Below are 16,757 nucleotides of genomic sequence, written 5' to 3'. Positions count from 1 at the left end.
GGGCGGGACCCCGAGGGGTCCCGCCCACCGCCATGTCCGATTGACGCTGTGTCAGCGGTGCCAGCTGACCGGCGAGTTGTAGCTCGGACGACGCTCGGGGCGCTGCCACTGGGCCTGGGTCATACCGGCGCCGGCACCCTTGGCGGCCTTGGGCGCGGCCGCGGCGCGGGCCAGCAGCACGGCGGTCAGCGCGGCGAGCTCCTCGTCGGCGAGGTTGCCCTTGACGACCCGCACCAGCGGGTCGGCCGGCGCGGCAGCCGAAGCGGCGGCGGTGGCTGAAGCAGCGGCGGTGACCGAAGCAGCGGCGGCAGCCGGAACGGCGGCAGTGGCCGCGGCGGGTTCGAGGACGGTGGTCATGGCGGGTGCCTCCGGGTTACTGGGGCGGGTTGCCGTGCTTGCGGGCGGGCAGATCGGCGTGCTTGCTGCGAAGCATGTGCAGCGCGCGGATCAGGGTGTGCCGGGTCTCGGCGGGGTCGATGACGTCGTCCACCAGGCCGCGCTCGGCGGCGTAGTAGGGGTGCATCAACTCGTCCTTGTACTGCTTGACCATCTGGGCGCGCATCGCCTCGGGGTCGTCGGCGCCGGCGATCTGGCGGCGGAAGATGACGTTGGCCGCACCCTCCGCGCCCATCACCGCGATCTCGTTGGTCGGCCAGGCATAGGACAGGTCCGCGCCCACGCTGCGCGAGTCCATCACGATGTAGGCGCCGCCGTAGGCCTTGCGCAGGATCAACTGGATCCGCGGCACCGTCGCGTTGCAGTACGCGTACAGCAGCTTGGCGCCGTGGCGGATGATGCCGCCGTGCTCCTGGTCCACCCCGGGCAGGAAGCCCGGCACGTCCAGCAGCGTGACCAGCGGGATGTTGAACGCGTCGCACATCTGCACGAACCGCGCGGCCTTCTCGGACGCGTGGATGTCCAGCACCCCGGCCAGGGACTGCGGCTGGTTCGCCACGATCCCCACCACCTGGCCGTCCAGCCGGGTCAGCGCCACGATGACGTTGGTGGCCCAGCGCTCGTGGATCTCCATGTACTGGCCGTCGTCGGCGATCTCCTCGATCACCTTGCGCATGTCGTACGGGCGGTTGCCGTCGGCCGGCACCAGGTCCAGCAGCGCCTCGCAGCGCCGGTCGGCACGGTCCTCGGTGATCTCCACCGGCGGGTTCTCGCGGTTGTTCTGCGGCAGCATCGACAGCAGGAAGCGGACCTCCTCCAGGCAGCTGCGCTCGTCGTCGTAGGCGAAGTGCGACACCCCCGAGACCTCGGAGTGCACATCCGCGCCGCCGAGCCCGTTCTGGGTGATCTTCTCGCCGGTCACCGCCTGGACCACGTCCGGCCCGGTGATGAACATCTGCGAGGTCTCCCGGACCATGAACACGAAGTCCGTCAGCGCCGGACTGTAGGCGGCCCCACCGGCACAGGGGCCCAGCATCACGCTGATCTGCGGGATCACCCCGGACGCCCGGGTGTTGCGCTGGAAGATGCCGCCGTAGCCGGCGAGCGCGGTGACGCCTTCCTGGATCCGGGCCCCGGCGCCGTCGTTCAGGGACACCAGCGGCGCACCGGCGGCGATGGCCATGTCCATGATCTTGTGGATCTTCTGGGCATGGGCCTCGCCCAGCGCCCCGCCGAAGATCCGGAAGTCGTGCGCGTACACGAACACCGGACGCCCGTGCACCGAACCCCAGCCGGTGATCACACCGTCGCTGTAGGGCTTCTTCTGCTCCAGCCCGAACCCGGTGGCCCGGTGCCGGCGCAGCGGCTCGACCTCGTTGAAGGAGCCGTCGTCCAGCAGCAGCGCGATCCGCTCGCGCGCGGTCAGCTTGCCCTTGGCGTGCTGCGCCTCGGTCGCCCGCTCGCTCGGCCCCGCCAGCACCTGCTCCTGGATGGCGTGCAGCTCCTCGACCCGCCCCCGGCTGTCCACTCCGGTCGGGCCGGACGGGCCGGTCCGATGCGCCACATCCTGCTCGGTCATCGCAGAACCACCATCTCAGGAAACTCCAAGTCTCTACGGGAACGGCTCGCCGCTGTGGAGGCGGACCAGACCACTCTTCGACCCTACGAGGACCACCCCGTCGAGCAGGGGTCGATTTCGTACAACACATGACCCGAATAGCTGGCGGAGCCGGACAGGAGTCGTACCCGCACCGACCTGCGCCGACCTGGCCGCATGGTGCCGACCAGCGGTTCCTTGGCCGGAAGGAAACCTTGGAAGGTTCATCCGGTTTTCACAAAACATCACTAGGGTGCCGCCATGCCCACTCCGAAGCCCACCGACATCCCGCAGCCCTCCGACCCCCGGAAGGACGACTCACCTGCGGTTGAGTCGCCTGCGACACTGATTCTGAGCAAGGACGACAAGGAAGAACAGACGGAGGCCGCCGAGCCCCAGTCGAAGACCTGGTCGCCCCGCCCCAATTCGGTCCTCAGCCCCGAGGACAAGGACCCCGAGGACCTCTCCGACGAGGAGCTGGAGGACCTGGCCTCCGGCGGCGTCTCCAAGGGCATCGTCGCCGGCGCGGTGTCGATAGCCGCGGCCGCCCTGGGCCTGGCCTCGGTCACCGGCACCTGGTTCGGCAACATCATGCTCGCGCAGGCCCAGCTCCAGTCCCAGGTCTCCGCGACCGGCAAGACCACGGCCACCCAGCTCGCCGAAGGCTACACGGGCCCCTGGCACAAGGTCGCCGAGATCAACGGATTGGTCGCGACCATCGCCCTGGTCGTGGGCGCGCTGGTGCTGTTCTCCGGCCGCTACCTCACCGTCCGCCCGCTGCCGAACTGGGTCAAGGCCGTCGCCTGGGGCGGTTTCGTGCTCGGCGTCATCGGCCTGTTCATCGCCTTCGGCATGCGCTTCGACTGGTGGGGCTACCACATCGTGGTTCCCGCCAGCACGAGCAGCAGCAGCAGCGCCACCGGCTGACGCCGTCGGCCGCACCGGCCCCCTGCCTCGGACCCGCCCGCGCCACCCCGCCCGGGCGGGTCCTCCGCGTCCGAGGCCCGGCCCGGCATCCGCGGCCGCGGCCCCGGCGTGACGCCCGCAGCCCCGCCCGCTCTCACAGCCCACCCGGCTCCCGCAGCCCCGGACCGCTCCCCCCCCGCACCGGGCCAGTAAGCCGCGCGGTAGCAGCCCGCACGCGGCAGGTTGGCCGCCCGCACGTCGGACGCACCCGCACGCACCCGTACGGGGGAAAGCGGCCGACTCGCCGCCGTGTCCCCCCGTGTGCCGCCCGGCGGATTGTCAGGGTGCCGGTATGACGACGTCCACGCGCCCCGCCGCCCCGGCCCACGCCGTTCCCGCCCCGGCCTCTGCCGCCCCCGCCGCCCGCCGACCCCGCTCGTCAAGTCGGCGCAAGCCGCTGATCCGCGCCCTGGTCGCGCTCTGCGCCTCGCTGGCACTGCTGGGGCTGCAGGCCCCCGCAGGCGCGGCAGCCAGGGCCGTGCCGGTCGCCGGGCAGCAGTACCGGCAGCTCGCCCACCCGGTGGCGGCCTCCCCGCGCGAGGTCGTGGAGGTGTTCTGGTACAACTGCGCCCACTCCTACCAGCTGGCCCAGCCGCTGCGGGACTGGGCCGCGCAGCAGGACCCGCCGGTGACCATCCGCTACATCCCGGCGGCATGGCCGGACCAGCCACTGGAGATGGGCTACGCCCGGCTCTACTACGCCCTGGTCAAGTTGGGCGTGGAGGACCAGGTGGAGCAGTCCGTCTTCCACGCCGTCCGCGACGAGCACCGAAACCTCACCGACCCGGACACCATGAGCGAATGGGCGGACTCGCAGGGGATCGACTCCCAGCAACTGCTGGCCGCCTGGAACTCGCCCGAGGTCCAGCAGGAGACCCAGGCGGCGCCGGCGCTGCGGGAGAAGTACGACGTACAGGCGATGCCGAGCGTGGTCGTCGGCGGCCGCTACCTCACCGACCCGTTCATGCTGCCCGACGGCGTGGCCGGCACCGTCCCGACGGTCGACTACCTCTACCAGCACTCGATCGCCGAGGCTGCAGCGGCTGCCAAGGCGCCCAAGAAGACCACCGTCCCCAAGAAGGTCACCGCGCCCAAGAAGGCCACCGCCCACAAGAAGGCCAACGCCCACAAGAGGATCCACAAGAAGCGCTGACCGCCACTGCCCATGCGCCTTCCGCCAGTCGGCCAACGGCTTACCGCGTGGCTCGAAACGACCCGGCTGCTCGCCGCCGACACCGACGAGCAGCGCGGGGACCGAGGTGGCGGTGCTCAGGCGAACTCGGCCAGCCGGGGCCGTACCCCGGCGACCACCAGCAGCAGTCCGGCGCCCAGCAGCGCCGCGGGGATCACGGTCCAACCGTCGAGGTCGTTCGAGGCGGAGTCCGCTCCGGAGCCGAAACGGGCCGCCCGCTGATCCGCCAGGGTCTGCAGACTGACACCGAAGTCGTAGTAGGCGAACGCGACCTGACCACGCGTCACACCGGTGAGCTGGACCGCCGCCTGGTCCAGCCGGTCCGAGCCGGCCAGCGAGCGCAGGCTCGCGTCGGCGGCCAGGTAGGCGGCCTCGGTCCGGGCCACCCCGGGCGAGCCCGCGCCCGCCGCCGTCAGCGTGTGCAACTGCCGCGAGAGGTCGCCGAACCGGGAGGCGAGCGAGGGGCGGTACGCGGTGTCGACCAGCCAGCGGCTCTGCGACGCCTCCGCGTCCGCGGCGGCCACCTGTGCCTGGGCCACCGTCGCGCCGGGGGTGTAGCCCTGCCGCACCGCGCCGTCCAGCGCGGAGGCCGCACCCAGCAGCGCCGTGCCGCCGGCGACCGACACGGCCAGCACCGCCGCCGTCGCCACCAGCAGCGCCGGGTTGAACATCCGCCGGTGCCGGCGGCCGAGGTCCAACTGCCACCAGACCAGCAGCAGTACGGAGAGCACGCCCCCGGCGCCCAGCAGCAGCGCACCCCGGCGCGCGTCGCCGACGGCGGCGCCCCGGTCCGTGCCGACCTGCCGGTCGGCCGTGGCGAGCAGGGTCCGGACGTGCGGCAGCAGCGACTGCTGCAGCAGGCTCTCGGCCTGGTCGTAGTAGTCCAGCGCGAGGTCCGGCGGACGGCCCACGACCGGGTCGGTCTGACTGGTCGCCGAGTACTCCTCGGTCCCGCTCAGCGCGTCATAGGTGCCGAGCGAGTCCAGCAGCGCCTGGACGTCCGCCTGCCCCTGGCCGCCGACCGGAGCGAGCGCCGCCAGGTCGTGCCCGACCTGCCTGCGGTCCGCCTGCGCGGTGAGGGCGGCCAGCACCCCGTCGTCGACCAGCGTCGGCGACTGGCCCGGCTGGGCGGGGGCCGACGAGTAGCCGACCACCAGCGAGTCGGCGTGCTGTGCGTCCAGGTCGGCCAGGGTCCGGTAGAGATCGGCGGCCGCGGCGGCCCGCGGCTCGGAGACCTCGGCGAGCTGGTGCAGGTCCGTCCTGGCGGCGGCGAAGGAGACCAGCGCGGCCACGAGCAGCGCGGCGGTCAACAGCAGGGCGGCGGCGGCCTGGAGACGCAGTCGCAGCACCGGGGCGGCGGTCTTGGTCACCCTTCGAACGTAGGTATCCGGGACGACGGGCCGGGGGCCGGGAGCAGAACGCAGGGTGAATGGGAAAGCACGGCTGGTAGCGGTCGCTGAGTGTCCGCTGGGGGGCTGGTAAGAGTCGTGTTACATGACTCACTACGGGGCGGTTTCAGGTGTGATCATGGCACCGGTTAGCGTTGTCGATCGGCAGTGCTCCAGCTTCCGGAGTACTGGTCAACCATCATTTCCTGTCTGCGGACAACAGCATGAGGAGTCACCTTGAGCGAGGTCCTGGACCTTTTCGGCTCCTCGTGGTTTTTCATAGCGGCACTGCTGGCAGTGCTGTCGGACGCGTTCCTGCCGATAGTGCCCAGCGGCACCATGGTCATCGCGGCGACGCTGCAGTCCTCCGAGACCCACACCTCGCCGCTGCTGCTGGGGCTCGGGGTGGCCGTCGCCTCCTTCTCGGGCGACCTGCTGCTGATCCGGATCGCCCGCCGCGGCGCCGTCTGGGCCCAGCGGCGGCTGGACAGCAAGCCGGGCGCGGCCAGTGCTGCGACCTACCTGCTGCAGGCGCTGGAGACGCGCCGGGCCCGCACCATCATCGCGGCCCGCTTCGTCCCCGGCGGCCGCTCCGTGCTGGACCTCGCGGTCGGCACCTCACCGATGCCGCCGCGCCGCTTCCTGCGCTGGTCCGCCGTCTCGGCGGCGGTCTGGGCCACCTACATAGTCGGCCTCGGGTACCTCAACGAGCACACCTTCGACACCAGTTGGCTGAGCTTCGCGGTGTCCTGCGCCGCCGCGACCGCGATCAGCGCGGTGATCGCCCGCATGGTGCAGCGCCAGCGCCGCAGCGCCCGTCAGGCCGCCGCGGCCGCCGCCCCCGACACGGACGATCACTTGGGGACGGCCCCCGTAGCCGTCAGCTGACCGCTAGGCCGGCAGCCGCCAGTCGACCGGAGCCAGTCCGAGGTCGGCCAGCGCCTTGTCGATCTGCGAGAACGGGCGGCTGCCGAGGAAGAGCTTGGCCGACAGCGGCGACGGGTGGGCGCCCTGGACCACCACGTGCCGAGTGGTGTCGATCAGCGGCAGCTTCTTCTTGGCGTAGTTCCCCCAGAGCACGAACACGGCGGGCTCGGCCCGGTCGTTGACCGCCCGGATCACCGCGTCGGTGAACCGCTCCCAGCCCTTGCCCTTGTGCGAGTTGGCCTCGTGCGCCCGCACCGTCAGCACCGCGTTGAGCAGCAGCACGCCCTGGTCCGCCCAGGCCTCCAGATTGCCGTGGGCCGGCGCCGCGACGCCCAGGTCGGCCTCCAGCTCCTTGTAGACGTTGCGCAGCGACGGCGGGATCTTCACCCCGCGCTTCACCGAGAAGCACATCCCGTGCGCCTGGTTGTCGTCGTGGTACGGGTCCTGACCGAGCAGCAGCACCTTCACCCGGTCGTAGGGCGTGTGCTCCAGCGCCGAGAACACCTGGCCGACCGGCGGGAACACCTGGTGCTCGGCCCGCTGCTGCGCCACGAACCCGGCGAGCTCCTGGAAGTACGGCTTCTCCGTCTCCTCGGCGAGCACTCCCCGCCAGGACTCGGGCAGCACGAACTCATTGACTGACGACATGACGGGTTCCCTCCGAGGTGTACGACCGACGTGCACCTGCACCGTACCGGCCGGCACCGACAACCCGGGATTCCCCTGCCCCACCCGGCTCCTGGACGTTCCCGCCACGGTGTCAGGCCGTGCCCCGGAGCTGCACCAGGCCCGCTGCCACGCCGTCGAGGACGCGTTCCAGACCCCAGCGGAAGACCTGGTCCGGGTCCGGATCGTGCTCGGCCAGGGCGACGAAGCGGGCCAGCAGCGGGTGCTGTCCGGCCGCCAGGACATCCTTGAGGTAGGGGCCGGCGCTGCGGCGGTAGCCGTCCTCGTCCAGGCCGGTGCGGCGGGTCGCCTCGGTATCGGCGATCTCGGTGAGCACCACCCCGCGGACGAAGCCGATCACCGTCCCGGCCAGCCCTGACATCGCGTCGATCTCCAGCCCCAGGCCGTCCATGACGCCGAGCAGGTGCTCGGTCCGGCGCAGGCTGTTGGGCCCCATCGGGGGCCGGCTCGCGGCGATGGGCAGCAGCCAGGGGTGCCGCAGCATCAGCCGGCGGTAGCCGACGGCGACCGCGCGCAGATCCTCGCGCCAGTCCCCGGTGGGCGGGTCGCCGGGCCCGTCCTCGCCCATGACCTGATCGGTCATCAGGTCGAGCAGGTCGTCCTTGGTCTCGACATAGCGGTACAGCGACATGGTCCCCACGCCCAGCTCGGCGGCGATCCGGCGCATCGAGACGGCGTCCGCGCCCTCCGCGTCGGCGAGCGCGACGGCCGCGCCGACGATGGCGTCCACGCTCAGCGACGGCTGCGGCCCCCGGCCGCCGGAACGCGGACGGGCCCACACCGGCGGCCGCGGCGTCCCCAGTTCCTTCGCGGACCCCGGTGCCTTGACGGATCCCGGTGACCTCACGGACCCCGGTGAAGGTGCGGACCCCGGCGGCTGTGCGGACCCCGTGTCGCGGGCTGCCACCGGCGGCCTCCTCGGCTGTGCTGTGCTGTCCCGCTCCCGTACCGTTCCGGGAGTCGCGTACATGGTACGCAGATATCGGCGCTACGCGGCGCGCACCCCGCTCAGGTGGGCGAACAGCACCACATTGCCGGTGTACTCGGCGCGCTTGCGGTCGAAGCCGCCGCCGCAGGTGATGATCCGCAGCTGGGCGTCCTTGGCCGGGGCGTAGACCTGGGCCGAGGGGAAGGACGCCTTGGGGTAGGACTGCACCCGGTCCACGGTGAACTCGGCCGTGCTGCCGTCCAGCCGGGCCACCTCGACCGGGGCGCCCGGCTTCACCGCCGAGAGGTTCCAGAACACCGCGGGTCCGGTCCTGGTGTCGACATGGCCGACCAGCACCGAGGTGCCGGCCTCGCCCGGCGTCGCCGAGTCCCGCAGCCAGCCGGCCGTCCTCGGCTGCGAGAACGGCGGCAGCTCCGGCTGCCCCTTGCTGTCCATGCCCAGGCCCAGCAGCGGCGCGGTCAGCCCGACCGACGGCATCAGCAGCTGGATCGGGGTGGACCGCGCCAGCGGCGCGTGCGCAGCACGGGACGCCGGCGCGGCGGACGCCGAGGACCGCGGCGCGGGCCGGACGCTGTCCGAGGCGGTGCCGCGCGCGCTCACCGCGACCGCGGCGGCGGTACGGACCGGCGCACCGACGCCGAGCGCCGCACCGGCGACCGACACCGCCACCAGCCCGGCGGACAACGAGGCCAGCGCGCCCAGCACCCGCGGGCGCGAGACCGCCGACAGGCGCCGGAGCTCAGCCACGGCTGCCCGCGCCCCGACGCGCGGTGAGCGCCCTGCGGCGCAGCAGTTCCAGCGCGCCCAGCGCGGCCGCGCCGGTGACCGCGAGCGCGCCGCGCCCGGTCGCACTGGACAGCGCGCCGGTGCCGGCCAGATCGCGGGTGGCGCCCCAGCCGCCGCCGGTGTCCAGCGCGCCGATCCGCACCACGGTGACCGTGCCGACCGCGACCGGGGTGCCGCTGCACAGCTCGGTGACCGGGTGCGGCCCGGGCTTGGCGTCCTTGGCGACGACCGCCTCGGCGAACAGCCCGCCGTCGGCCGCCAGCCCCAGCTTCACCGGCGCGGCGAAGGCGGTGGAGGCGACCGTCCCGGTGGTCGTGCCGCCGCAGTCGGCGAAGGTGCGCACATCGACCGAGCCACCGGGGCGGGTGAGCGCCGGCGAGACGGTGACCACGTCGAGCGCGCGCAGCACCCCCCGGGGAGTGGCGATCACCCGGGTGCTGTCGGTCGTGGTCAGCACCGTGCTCCGGACGGCGTTGTCCGTGGACGACCCTCCCGTGCCGGACGGGCCCAACGTCGCGGCTGCCGCCGGGGCCGCCGTCTGCACGGCGAGCGCCAGCGCGAACGCGGCCACGGCCGCCCCAGCCGTGGCGGTGCGGAGCTTCGCCATCACGATTCCTCTCACTTCCGGGCAGCCGAACCAGCGCTCGGGCAATTCACCCATATCAATGCAAAATATGACGAACGATTTCCAGAAGTGGGAGGACCTGCGCCATCTGACACACCGTCGACACTCGGACGGATGACCACCAGGACCATCCGGCGCAGCCGGACACGGCGAAAGGGGCGGGGTCAGCCGCCTTTTCCGAACTTGTGATCGCTACTCTTGAGCCATCGCGCACGTTTCGTCACCGGTAGGAGAACGCCCCTATGGCAGAGCGCAAGCCCATCGAGTCCTGGCTCACCGACATGGACGGGGTGCTCATTCACGAGGGTGTGCCGATCCCTGGTGCGGACGCCTTCATCAAGCGGTTGCGCGAGTCCGGCAAGCCATTCCTGGTGCTGACCAACAACTCGATGTACACCGCCCGGGACCTGCACGCCCGGCTGTCCCGGATGGGCCTGGACGTGCCGGTGGGCAACATCTGGACCTCGGCCCTGGCCACCGCGAAGTTCCTCGACTCGCAGCGTCCCGGCGGCAGCGCGTACGTGATCGGCGAGGCGGGGCTGACCACGGCCCTGCACGACGTCGGGTACATCCTCACCGACGTGGACCCCGACTTCGTGATCCTCGGCGAGACCCGGACCTACTCCTTCGAGGCGATGACCAAGGCCGTGCGCCTGATCAACGGCGGCGCCCGCTTCATCGCCACCAACCCGGACGAGACCGGCCCGTCCGCCGAGGGCGCGCTGCCCGCGACCGGCTCGGTGGCGGCGCTGATCACCAAGGCGACCGGCAAGGAGCCCTACTTCGTCGGCAAGCCGAACCCGCTGATGATGCGGGCCGGGCTGAACCACATCGGCGCGCACTCCGAGACCAGTGCGATGATCGGCGACCGCATGGACACCGACGTCCTGGCCGGCCTCGAAGCCGGGATGACCACGTTCCTGGTCCGCACCGGACTCACCGCCGACGCCGACGTGGAACGCTACCCGTTCCGCCCCTCCGAGGTACGCGACTCCATCGCGGACCTGGTGGAGCTGGTCTGACCTCCGGCTGCGGACCGTAGCGGGCTTGTCGCGCAGTTCCCCGCGCCCCTAGGCAGGCGCACCCGACCCACTGCGGCCGAGTTGCACCTCCTCAGGGCGCGGGGGACTGCGCTGCCGGCCGCCCACGGTCCGCAGCCGAAAACCCTCCTGCCTACCGGCCCAGCAGCAACGACGGCAACTCCCCCACCGACCTCAGAACCACGGTCGCCCCGTCCGCCCGCAGCCTCCCGGCGTCGTGCGCACCGGTGAGCACCCCGACCACCGCTCCGGCCCCCGCCGCCGCCCCGCAGCGCATGTCGTAGCCGGTGTCGCCGACCACGGCCATCTCCCTGACATCGTCGGCACCATGCGTCCGCAGCAACGCGGCCAGCGCCAGGTCGGGGTACGGGCGCCCGCGCCCGCCCGCGTCGGCGGGGCACAGCGCCAGGTCCACCAGGTCCTGCCACCCCAGCGCCCCGATGATCCGCTGCTGCGTCGCCCCCGAGAACCCGGTGGTCAGCACCACCGTCAGTCCTGCCTTCCGCAGCTCCCGGATGGAGTCCTCCGCCCCGGGCAGCGCCGCGCAGCGGCCCGCGTCGACCAGCGCGTCATACGCCCGCTCGAAGGCCCGGTTGGCCTGCTGCGCCCGCTCCTCCGCGGCGAACAGGTGCCGGAACACCGAGATCTTGCTCTCGCCCATCGTGGTGCGGACGTAGTCCAGCATCTCCCCGTGCCGGGCGCCGGCCGGGTCCACCCCGAGCTCCCGCGCCGCCGCCTCGAACGCCTGCTCCACCAGCCCGCCGTCGGCGACCGTGGTCCCCGCCATGTCCAGCACCACCAGCTTGGTGCCTGCTCCGGAACCCGCCTGACCGCCCATCACAGCCCCATCTCGTTCGCCGTCGCCTCGCCGATCGCCGGCGAGCCCGTCATCCCGCGCCCACCGGGCCCGGTCACCAGCCAGACCCCTTCGCGCACCTGCTCCCGGTGCACCACCAGGGCCGGGTCCAGGCACTGCGCGTACACCCCCGCCCAGCGGCGGCGGATCCTCGGCAGCGGCCGTCCCAGCAGGCTGCCGGCCAGCTCCGCCAGATAGGCGTACGGGTCCTCGGCCACGTCGAAGCCGAAGGGCTGGTCGTACTCGTGGGTGTCGCCCACCGTCAGCGAGCCGTCCGCGCGCTGCACCATCAGCAGCTGCATCCGGTGCTCGGCCGCGGTCGGGTGCTGCGGCTGGACGGCGTTGAGCGCGTCCAGCGCGCCCCCGGCGTACGCCGGGTAGTAGCGGAAGCTGTCGCCGTCGGCGACGGAGGTGGTCAGCCGCTCGTCCAACGGCTCGGTCTGCATCATCTGCAGCCGCACCCGGCGCACCGGCAGCTCCGGCGCCAGCTCGCGGACCAGTCCGCCCAGCCAGGCCCCGGTGCACAGCACCACCGCGTCGCCGCTGTGCAGCTCGCCCCGGTCGTCGCGGACGGACCGCTCGCCGACCACCTCGCGGACCTCGCACCCGCCCAGGAAGGTGTAGCGGCCGGACTCGCGCAGCCGGTCCTGCAGGGCCCGCTGGGTCACCCGGGGCTCGACCTGCGCGTCGTACGGGCTCCACAGCGAGCCCAGGAACTCGCCGCGCAGGGCCGGGTTGGCCTTGCGGGTGCCCTCCTCGTCCAGCAGCTCCCAGCCGCGGCGCCCGGCGTCGTGCCGGGCCGCGACCTCGGCCGCGACGGCGACCTCGGCCGGGGTGCGCAGCACGGTGAGCGAGCCGCCGGGCCGGAAGCCCACCCCGGGCACCTCCGCGGCGATCTCCTCCCACAGCTGACGTGCCCTCAGCGCGGTATCCAGATCCGGGCCCTCGGCGCGACCGCCGACCCAGACCAACCCGAAGTTGCGGACCGAGGCGCCGCGCGCCTGCTGCTCCCGCTCCAGGTGGACGACGTGGTGTCCGCGCCGGACGGCATGCCAGGCATGCATGGTCCCGAGCGCTCCTGCTCCTACGACGATGACTCTCACAGGTGCGACCTTCGATCCTCTGGATGTTGTGCCGGGACTGGCTCGGTGAACCCAGCATGAACAAGGCGGCACGTTTGGACTAGACCCGTTACATATACGTTATATTCACAACCGGCAGCCACCGCCCCTGCCCCGCTACTCCCCCGCGCTCAACTCCGCCGAGAAGCTGAACCGGTCCCCGCGGTACAGCGTCCGCACCCGCTCGAACGGGCGCCCGGAGGCGTCCCAGCTGCTGCGGTGCAGCAGCAGCATCGGCAGCGCCGGCGGGGTGCCGATCAGCAGCGCCTCCCTCGGAGTCGCCAGCACCGTCTCGATCCGCTCCCGGCCGCCCCCGGCCACCAGCCCGCAGTCCTTGGCGTAGCGGTAGAACGACGACTCGGGCTCGAAGCCGTCGTCCAGCCCGGGCAGCAGCGCCACCGGCGCATAGGTGCTCTCCAGGCCGACCCGCTCCTCGTCCGCCAGCAGCACCCGTTCCAGGTGCCACACCTGGTCGCCCTGGGCGATGCCCAGTTCCTCGGCCACCTCCCCCTCGGCGGCGAAGCGCTCCAGCGCGATCAGCCGGCGCCCGGGCAGCCGGCCCTGGCGGCGGACGCCCTCGGTGTAGCTGGACAGCGACAGCGGCTGCTCGATCTTCGGCCCGGCCACCACGGTGCCCCGGCCCTGCCGGCGCACCCGTCCCTCCAGCAGCAGCTCGCGCAGTGCCAGCCGCAGCGTCTCCCGCGCGACGCCGTAGCGCTCGGCCAGCTCGCGTTCGGTCGGCAGCAGCCCGCCCTCGCCCAACTCCTCCAGCAGCGCGGTCAGCTGGGCCTTCGCGGCGTAGTACTTGGGCATCCGCCCGTGCTCGGGCACGCCCTCCCGGACGGGGGCGCCGAGCAGGCGGGGGGCTGAGTGGCCGGTCATGCCGTCACGGTACAGCCGGACCGGACCGCTATGCCGTCCGCGCCTCCTGGGTGACCAGGCGCCCCCAGGCGATCATCCGGTAGAGCGAGGTGAACGCCGGGGTGCAGGTGGTCAGCGTCAGATAGCGGCCCGGGGCCGTGTAGCCGTAGCCCGAACCGGGGTGCAGCGAACTGTGCGGCACCGGGGCGACGGTGTCCACATCGCTCTGCGAGGTCTCCGGCAGGATCGAGTCGATCCGGTAGTAGTAGGTCCAGCCCGCGGTCTCGACGATCACCACGTCGCCGACGTTCAGCCGCTCCAGGTGCCGGAACGGCTCGCCGTGGGTGTTGCGGTGCCCGGCGACGGCGAAGTTGCCGGGCTGCCCGGGCATCGCCGTGCCCGGGTAGTGGCCGATGTAGCCGTGGTTGAGCACGGCGTACTTGTCGATCCCCTCGGCGACCGGGAAGACGATGCCTAGGGCCGGGATCCGCAGCACCGCGAAGGGGGTCAGGTCTCGGCTCATGCTGTCGATGCCGCTACCGCCGGCACCGCCCACCTGCAGTGGAGGCGGCTTGGCGGCAGCGGACGGGGCGGCACCCTTCACCTCGGCACCCCTGCCCCCGGTACCTCTGCTCCCGACAGCCCCCGCCGAGGCGGAGGCGGAGGCCCTGGCCCGCGCCTCCGCCTGCCACTGCTGCTCAAGCCCTGCGACCGCGGAGCGGGCTCCGGCGTCGGCGGACGCGTTGGTCCACCACAGCTCATAGGCCGCGAGCAGCACCACGACCAGGCCGAAGGTGACCGCCAGCTCCCCGAACCCGATCAGCAGCCGCCGCAGCACCAGCCTCTACCGCCTCCCGCACCGCAGCTGACGCCCCGTCAGCTCACCGCAGGCTACCTCCGCAGCGGCCACCCCGCCAGATACCCGTCGATCTCGCCGAGCAGCGCGCGCTTGCCCGCCTCGTCCAGGAACGAGGCCCGCACGGCCTGTCGGGCCAGCTCGGCGACGCCGCCCTCGTCCAGTCCGAGCAGCCCGGCCGCGACGGTGTACTCGCGGTCGATGTCGGTGCCGAACATCGGCGGGTCGTCGCTGTTGACGGTGACGAACAGCCCGGCCTCGACCATCCGCTTGATCGGGTGGTCCTCGATCCGCTCCACCACCCGGGTGGCGATGTTTGACGTCGGGCAGACCTCCAGCGGGATCCGGTGCTCGCCCAAGTAGTCCACCAGCCGCGGGTCCTGCACCGACGAGGTGCCGTGCCCGATCCGCTCGGCGCCGAGGAAGCGCAGCGCGTCCCACACCGTCTCAGGACCGGTGGCCTCACCCGCGTGCGGGACGCTGTGCAGCCCGGCCGCCCTGGCCCGGTCGAAGTACGGCTGGAACTGCGGCCGCGGCACGCCGACCTCAGGGCCGCCCAGGCCGAAGCTGACCAGCCCCTCGGGACGCAGGTCCAGCGCCAGCCGCTCGGTGACCTCGGCGGACTCGAGACCGGCCTCGCCGGGGATGTCGAAGCACCAGCGCAGCACCACGCCGAGCTCGGCCTCGGCGGCCTTGCGGGCGTCCTCGATGGCCTCCATGAAGGCCTCGCCCGGGATGCCGCGCCGCACCGAGCTGTACGGAGTGACCGTCAGCTCCGCGTAGCGGACGTTGCGTCGGCCCAGTTCCTCGGCCACCCCGTAGGTCAGCGTCCGGACGTCCTCGGCGTCCCTGATCAGGTCGACCACCGACAGGTACACCTGGATGAAGTGCGCGAAGTCGGTGAACTCGAAGTACTTCGCCAGCGCCTCCGGATCGGTCGGCACCGCCGTCTGCCCCTCGTACCGCGCCGCCAGCCCGGCCACCACGGCCGGCGAGGCCGAGCCCACATGGTGGACGTGCAGCTCCGCCTTGGGCAGCCCGGCCACGAACGCCTCGATCCCAGTCCCCACCACTGCCGTGCTCCTTCGTCCCTGCCGCGTGTGCGCGTCGCACCTGTCGCCTGATCCGTCCCCGTCAGCCTCTCATGGGGGCTGCTCACGAAGGCGCTCAGACCAGAACGGACACCGTGTGGATCAGCAGCCCGGCGGCGGCGCCGACCACGGTGCCGTTGATCCTGATGAACTGCAGGTCGCGGCCGACATTGGCCTCGATCTTCCGGGAGGCCTCGTCGGCGTCCCAACCGGCCACGGTGTCGGAGATGATCGAGGTGATCTCGCCGCGGTAGGTGTCGACCACGTACTCGGCGGCGTCCTCCAGCCAGCCGTCCAACTTGGCCTGCATCTTCGCGTCCGTGGCCAGCCGGCGGCCGAAGCTGCGGATGCCGTCGCGGATCCTGACCCGCAGCTGGCTGTCCTCGTCCTCCGCGGCCTCCAGCACCATCGCCCGGACCGCGGCCCAGGCCGAGGCGATCAGGTCCTGCACCTCGGAGCGGGCCAGCAGGTCCGCCTTGGCACGTTCGACGCGGGCGATGGTGTCCGGGTCGGTGCGCAGCTCCTTGGCGAAGTCCTCCAGGAAGCTGTCGACCGCGCCGCGGGCCGCGTGGTTCGGGTCGTCCCGCACGTCCACGGCGAAGCGCAGCAGCTCGCGGTAGACCCGGACGCCGATCTTGTTGTCGATGAACTTGGGCGTCCAGCCCGGCGCCTCCTCGGAGATGGTCCGGATCACCTGGTCGCTGTGCTCCTCCAGCCAGTCGTGGGCCCGCACCACGCACAGGTCCACCACCCCCTTGTGGCCGCCCTCGGCGAGGATCCGGGCCAGCATCTTGCCTATCGGCTGGGCGATCGGCTGCGCGGCGGCGCGCCGGGTCACCGCCTCGCCGACCACCGCCTGCACGTCCTCGTCCCGGAGCACCGCCAGCGCCCCGCGCAGCGCGGCCGACGCCTCCCGGGTGACCCGCTCGGCGCTGCCGGGCGCGGACAGCCACTCCCCGAGCCGGCGCCCCACGCCCAGCCCGCGCAGCCGGCCCCGGACCACCTCCACCGACAGGAAGTTCTCGCCGACGAACTGGCCCAGGCTCCGCCCGAACACGTCCTTCTTGGTGGGGATGATCGCGGTGTGCGGGATCGGCAGCCCCAGCGGGTGCCGGAACAGCGCGGTGACGGCGAACCAGTCGGCCAGCGCGCCGACCATCCCGGCCTCGGCCGCCGCCTGGACGTACCCGGCCCAGGGGCCCGCGCCGCTGTGGATGGCCCAGCTGGTCAGAATGTAGATGACGGTGGCCGCGCCCAGGAAACCGGTGGCGATGGTCTTCATCCGCCGCACGCCGCGCTGCTTGACCGCGTCGGAGGCGGTGTACCGCACCCCCATCGGCCCCCCGCCCGGCTTCACTCCGGACCCCGTACCCGACGCCACCGGCACCGCCACGGCCGAGGCGGTGGCCCCCGTGGGCC

At 72.5% G+C, this 16,757-nt stretch carries 17 protein-coding genes; 4 read left to right on the top strand and 13 right to left on the bottom strand.

Annotated elements, in window-relative coordinates; translation table 11 throughout:
- Nucleotides 1-51: 51 nt before the first annotated feature.
- Nucleotides 52-237, bottom strand: a complete 186-nt coding sequence (locus tag TR46_RS45575) for an acyl-CoA carboxylase epsilon subunit (protein ID WP_042404372.1) — start codon at nt 235-237, stop codon at nt 52-54.
- A gap of 136 nt (nt 238-373) precedes the next feature.
- A complete protein-coding gene (locus TR46_RS22700) occupies nt 374-1,975 on the bottom strand; it encodes an acyl-CoA carboxylase subunit beta (protein WP_042404305.1) in 1,602 nt (533 codons plus the stop codon).
- Nucleotides 1,976-2,254: 279 nt separating this feature from the next.
- Between TR46_RS22700 and TR46_RS22695 the strand changes: the two genes are divergently transcribed.
- Entirely contained in the window at nt 2,255-2,920 is a 666-nt protein-coding gene (locus tag TR46_RS22695) for a hypothetical protein (RefSeq protein ID WP_052433017.1), read from the top strand.
- A gap of 331 nt (nt 2,921-3,251) precedes the next feature.
- Nucleotides 3,252-4,112 (top strand): thiol:disulfide interchange protein DsbA/DsbL, encoded by an 861-nt coding sequence (locus tag TR46_RS45085; RefSeq protein WP_042404302.1) that lies wholly within the window; start codon nt 3,252-3,254, stop codon nt 4,110-4,112.
- Between the two features lie 116 nt (nt 4,113-4,228).
- On the opposite strand, the gene TR46_RS22685 is transcribed toward TR46_RS45085, so the two are convergent.
- Entirely contained in the window at nt 4,229-5,521 is a 1,293-nt protein-coding gene (locus tag TR46_RS22685; protein ID WP_042404301.1) for a GlnX family signal transduction membrane protein, read from the bottom strand.
- Nucleotides 5,522-5,776: 255 nt separating this feature from the next.
- Between TR46_RS22685 and TR46_RS22680 the strand changes: the two genes are divergently transcribed.
- The gene (locus TR46_RS22680) at nt 5,777-6,427 is read left to right on the top strand and encodes a DedA family protein (protein WP_052433016.1); all 651 of its coding nucleotides are present in this window, start codon (nt 5,777-5,779) and stop codon (nt 6,425-6,427) included.
- A 3-nt stretch (nt 6,428-6,430) separates the two neighbouring features.
- Here the strand turns inward: TR46_RS22680 and ung are convergent, their stop codons facing one another.
- The 4 genes from ung to TR46_RS38200 form a co-directional block, all read right to left on the bottom strand.
- Nucleotides 6,431-7,114: a uracil-DNA glycosylase gene (ung, locus tag TR46_RS22675; RefSeq protein ID WP_042404299.1), complete on the bottom strand. Its 684-nt coding sequence runs from the start codon at nt 7,112-7,114 to the stop codon at nt 6,431-6,433.
- A gap of 112 nt (nt 7,115-7,226) precedes the next feature.
- Nucleotides 7,227-8,000, bottom strand: coding sequence for a TetR/AcrR family transcriptional regulator (locus tag TR46_RS22670; RefSeq protein ID WP_236655441.1), 774 nt, complete (start codon nt 7,998-8,000; stop codon nt 7,227-7,229).
- A gap of 141 nt (nt 8,001-8,141) precedes the next feature.
- Nucleotides 8,142-8,849, bottom strand: coding sequence for a class F sortase (locus TR46_RS22665; protein WP_152626612.1), 708 nt, complete (start codon nt 8,847-8,849; stop codon nt 8,142-8,144).
- A complete protein-coding gene (locus TR46_RS38200) occupies nt 8,842-9,495 on the bottom strand; it encodes a hypothetical protein (RefSeq protein ID WP_052433014.1) in 654 nt (217 codons plus the stop codon). Before TR46_RS38200 ends, TR46_RS22665 begins: the two co-directional genes overlap by 8 nt.
- A gap of 260 nt (nt 9,496-9,755) precedes the next feature.
- Between TR46_RS38200 and TR46_RS22655 the strand changes: the two genes are divergently transcribed.
- Entirely contained in the window at nt 9,756-10,535 is a 780-nt protein-coding gene (locus tag TR46_RS22655) for an HAD-IIA family hydrolase (protein WP_042404295.1), read from the top strand.
- 151 nt (nt 10,536-10,686) lie between these two features.
- Here the strand turns inward: TR46_RS22655 and TR46_RS22650 are convergent, their stop codons facing one another.
- From TR46_RS22650 to TR46_RS22625, 6 genes are all read right to left on the bottom strand, one after another.
- On the bottom strand, nt 10,687-11,391 hold the full coding sequence (locus tag TR46_RS22650; protein WP_042404289.1) for a phosphonatase-like hydrolase: 705 nt from the start codon (nt 11,389-11,391) through the stop codon (nt 10,687-10,689).
- Nucleotides 11,391-12,512 carry a TIGR03364 family FAD-dependent oxidoreductase gene (locus tag TR46_RS22645; protein ID WP_084718843.1) on the bottom strand — a complete coding sequence of 374 codons (1,122 nt, stop codon included), beginning with the start codon at nt 12,510-12,512 and terminating at the stop codon, nt 11,391-11,393. The genes TR46_RS22650 and TR46_RS22645 overlap by 1 nt, the downstream gene beginning before the upstream one ends.
- Before the next feature lie 135 nt (nt 12,513-12,647).
- The gene (locus tag TR46_RS22640) at nt 12,648-13,412 is read right to left on the bottom strand and encodes a GntR family transcriptional regulator (protein WP_042404279.1); all 765 of its coding nucleotides are present in this window, start codon (nt 13,410-13,412) and stop codon (nt 12,648-12,650) included.
- 28 nt (nt 13,413-13,440) lie between these two features.
- On the bottom strand, nt 13,441-14,229 hold the full coding sequence (locus tag TR46_RS22635; protein ID WP_052433013.1) for a class E sortase: 789 nt from the start codon (nt 14,227-14,229) through the stop codon (nt 13,441-13,443).
- Nucleotides 14,230-14,282: 53 nt separating this feature from the next.
- On the bottom strand, nt 14,283-15,317 hold the full coding sequence (locus tag TR46_RS22630; RefSeq protein WP_042404357.1) for an adenosine deaminase: 1,035 nt from the start codon (nt 15,315-15,317) through the stop codon (nt 14,283-14,285).
- A 97-nt stretch (nt 15,318-15,414) separates the two neighbouring features.
- Nucleotides 15,415-16,757 (bottom strand): DUF445 domain-containing protein (locus tag TR46_RS22625; RefSeq protein WP_439654384.1); only part of this gene is annotated, 1,343 nt, incomplete at its 5' end.

Source organism: Streptacidiphilus carbonis (genome assembly GCF_000787775.1).
In the GTDB taxonomy this organism is placed as follows: domain Bacteria; phylum Actinomycetota; class Actinomycetes; order Streptomycetales; family Streptomycetaceae; genus Streptacidiphilus; species Streptacidiphilus carbonis.
Note: the sequence above shows the minus strand (reverse complement) of the source record. Positions and strands in the feature narration are given on the sequence as shown.

Bases quoted from the DNA above. Each gene is read 5' to 3' on its own strand.
- TR46_RS22700 (WP_042404305.1), bottom strand. From the start codon at position 1,975: ATGACCGAGCAGGATGTGGCGCATCGGACCGGCCCGTCCGGCCCGACC.
- TR46_RS45085 (WP_042404302.1), top strand. From the start codon at position 3,252: ATGACGACGTCCACGCGCCCCGCCGCCCCGGCCCACGCCGTTCCCGCC.
- TR46_RS22640 (WP_042404279.1), bottom strand. From the start codon at position 13,412: ATGACCGGCCACTCAGCCCCCCGCCTGCTCGGCGCCCCCGTCCGGGAG.
- TR46_RS22655 (WP_042404295.1), top strand. From the start codon at position 9,756: ATGGCAGAGCGCAAGCCCATCGAGTCCTGGCTCACCGACATGGACGGG.
- ung (WP_042404299.1), bottom strand. From the start codon at position 7,114: ATGTCGTCAGTCAATGAGTTCGTGCTGCCCGAGTCCTGGCGGGGAGTG.
- TR46_RS22695 (WP_052433017.1), top strand. From the start codon at position 2,255: ATGCCCACTCCGAAGCCCACCGACATCCCGCAGCCCTCCGACCCCCGG.
- TR46_RS22650 (WP_042404289.1), bottom strand. From the start codon at position 11,391: ATGGGCGGTCAGGCGGGTTCCGGAGCAGGCACCAAGCTGGTGGTGCTG.
- TR46_RS38200 (WP_052433014.1), bottom strand. From the start codon at position 9,495: ATGGCGAAGCTCCGCACCGCCACGGCTGGGGCGGCCGTGGCCGCGTTC.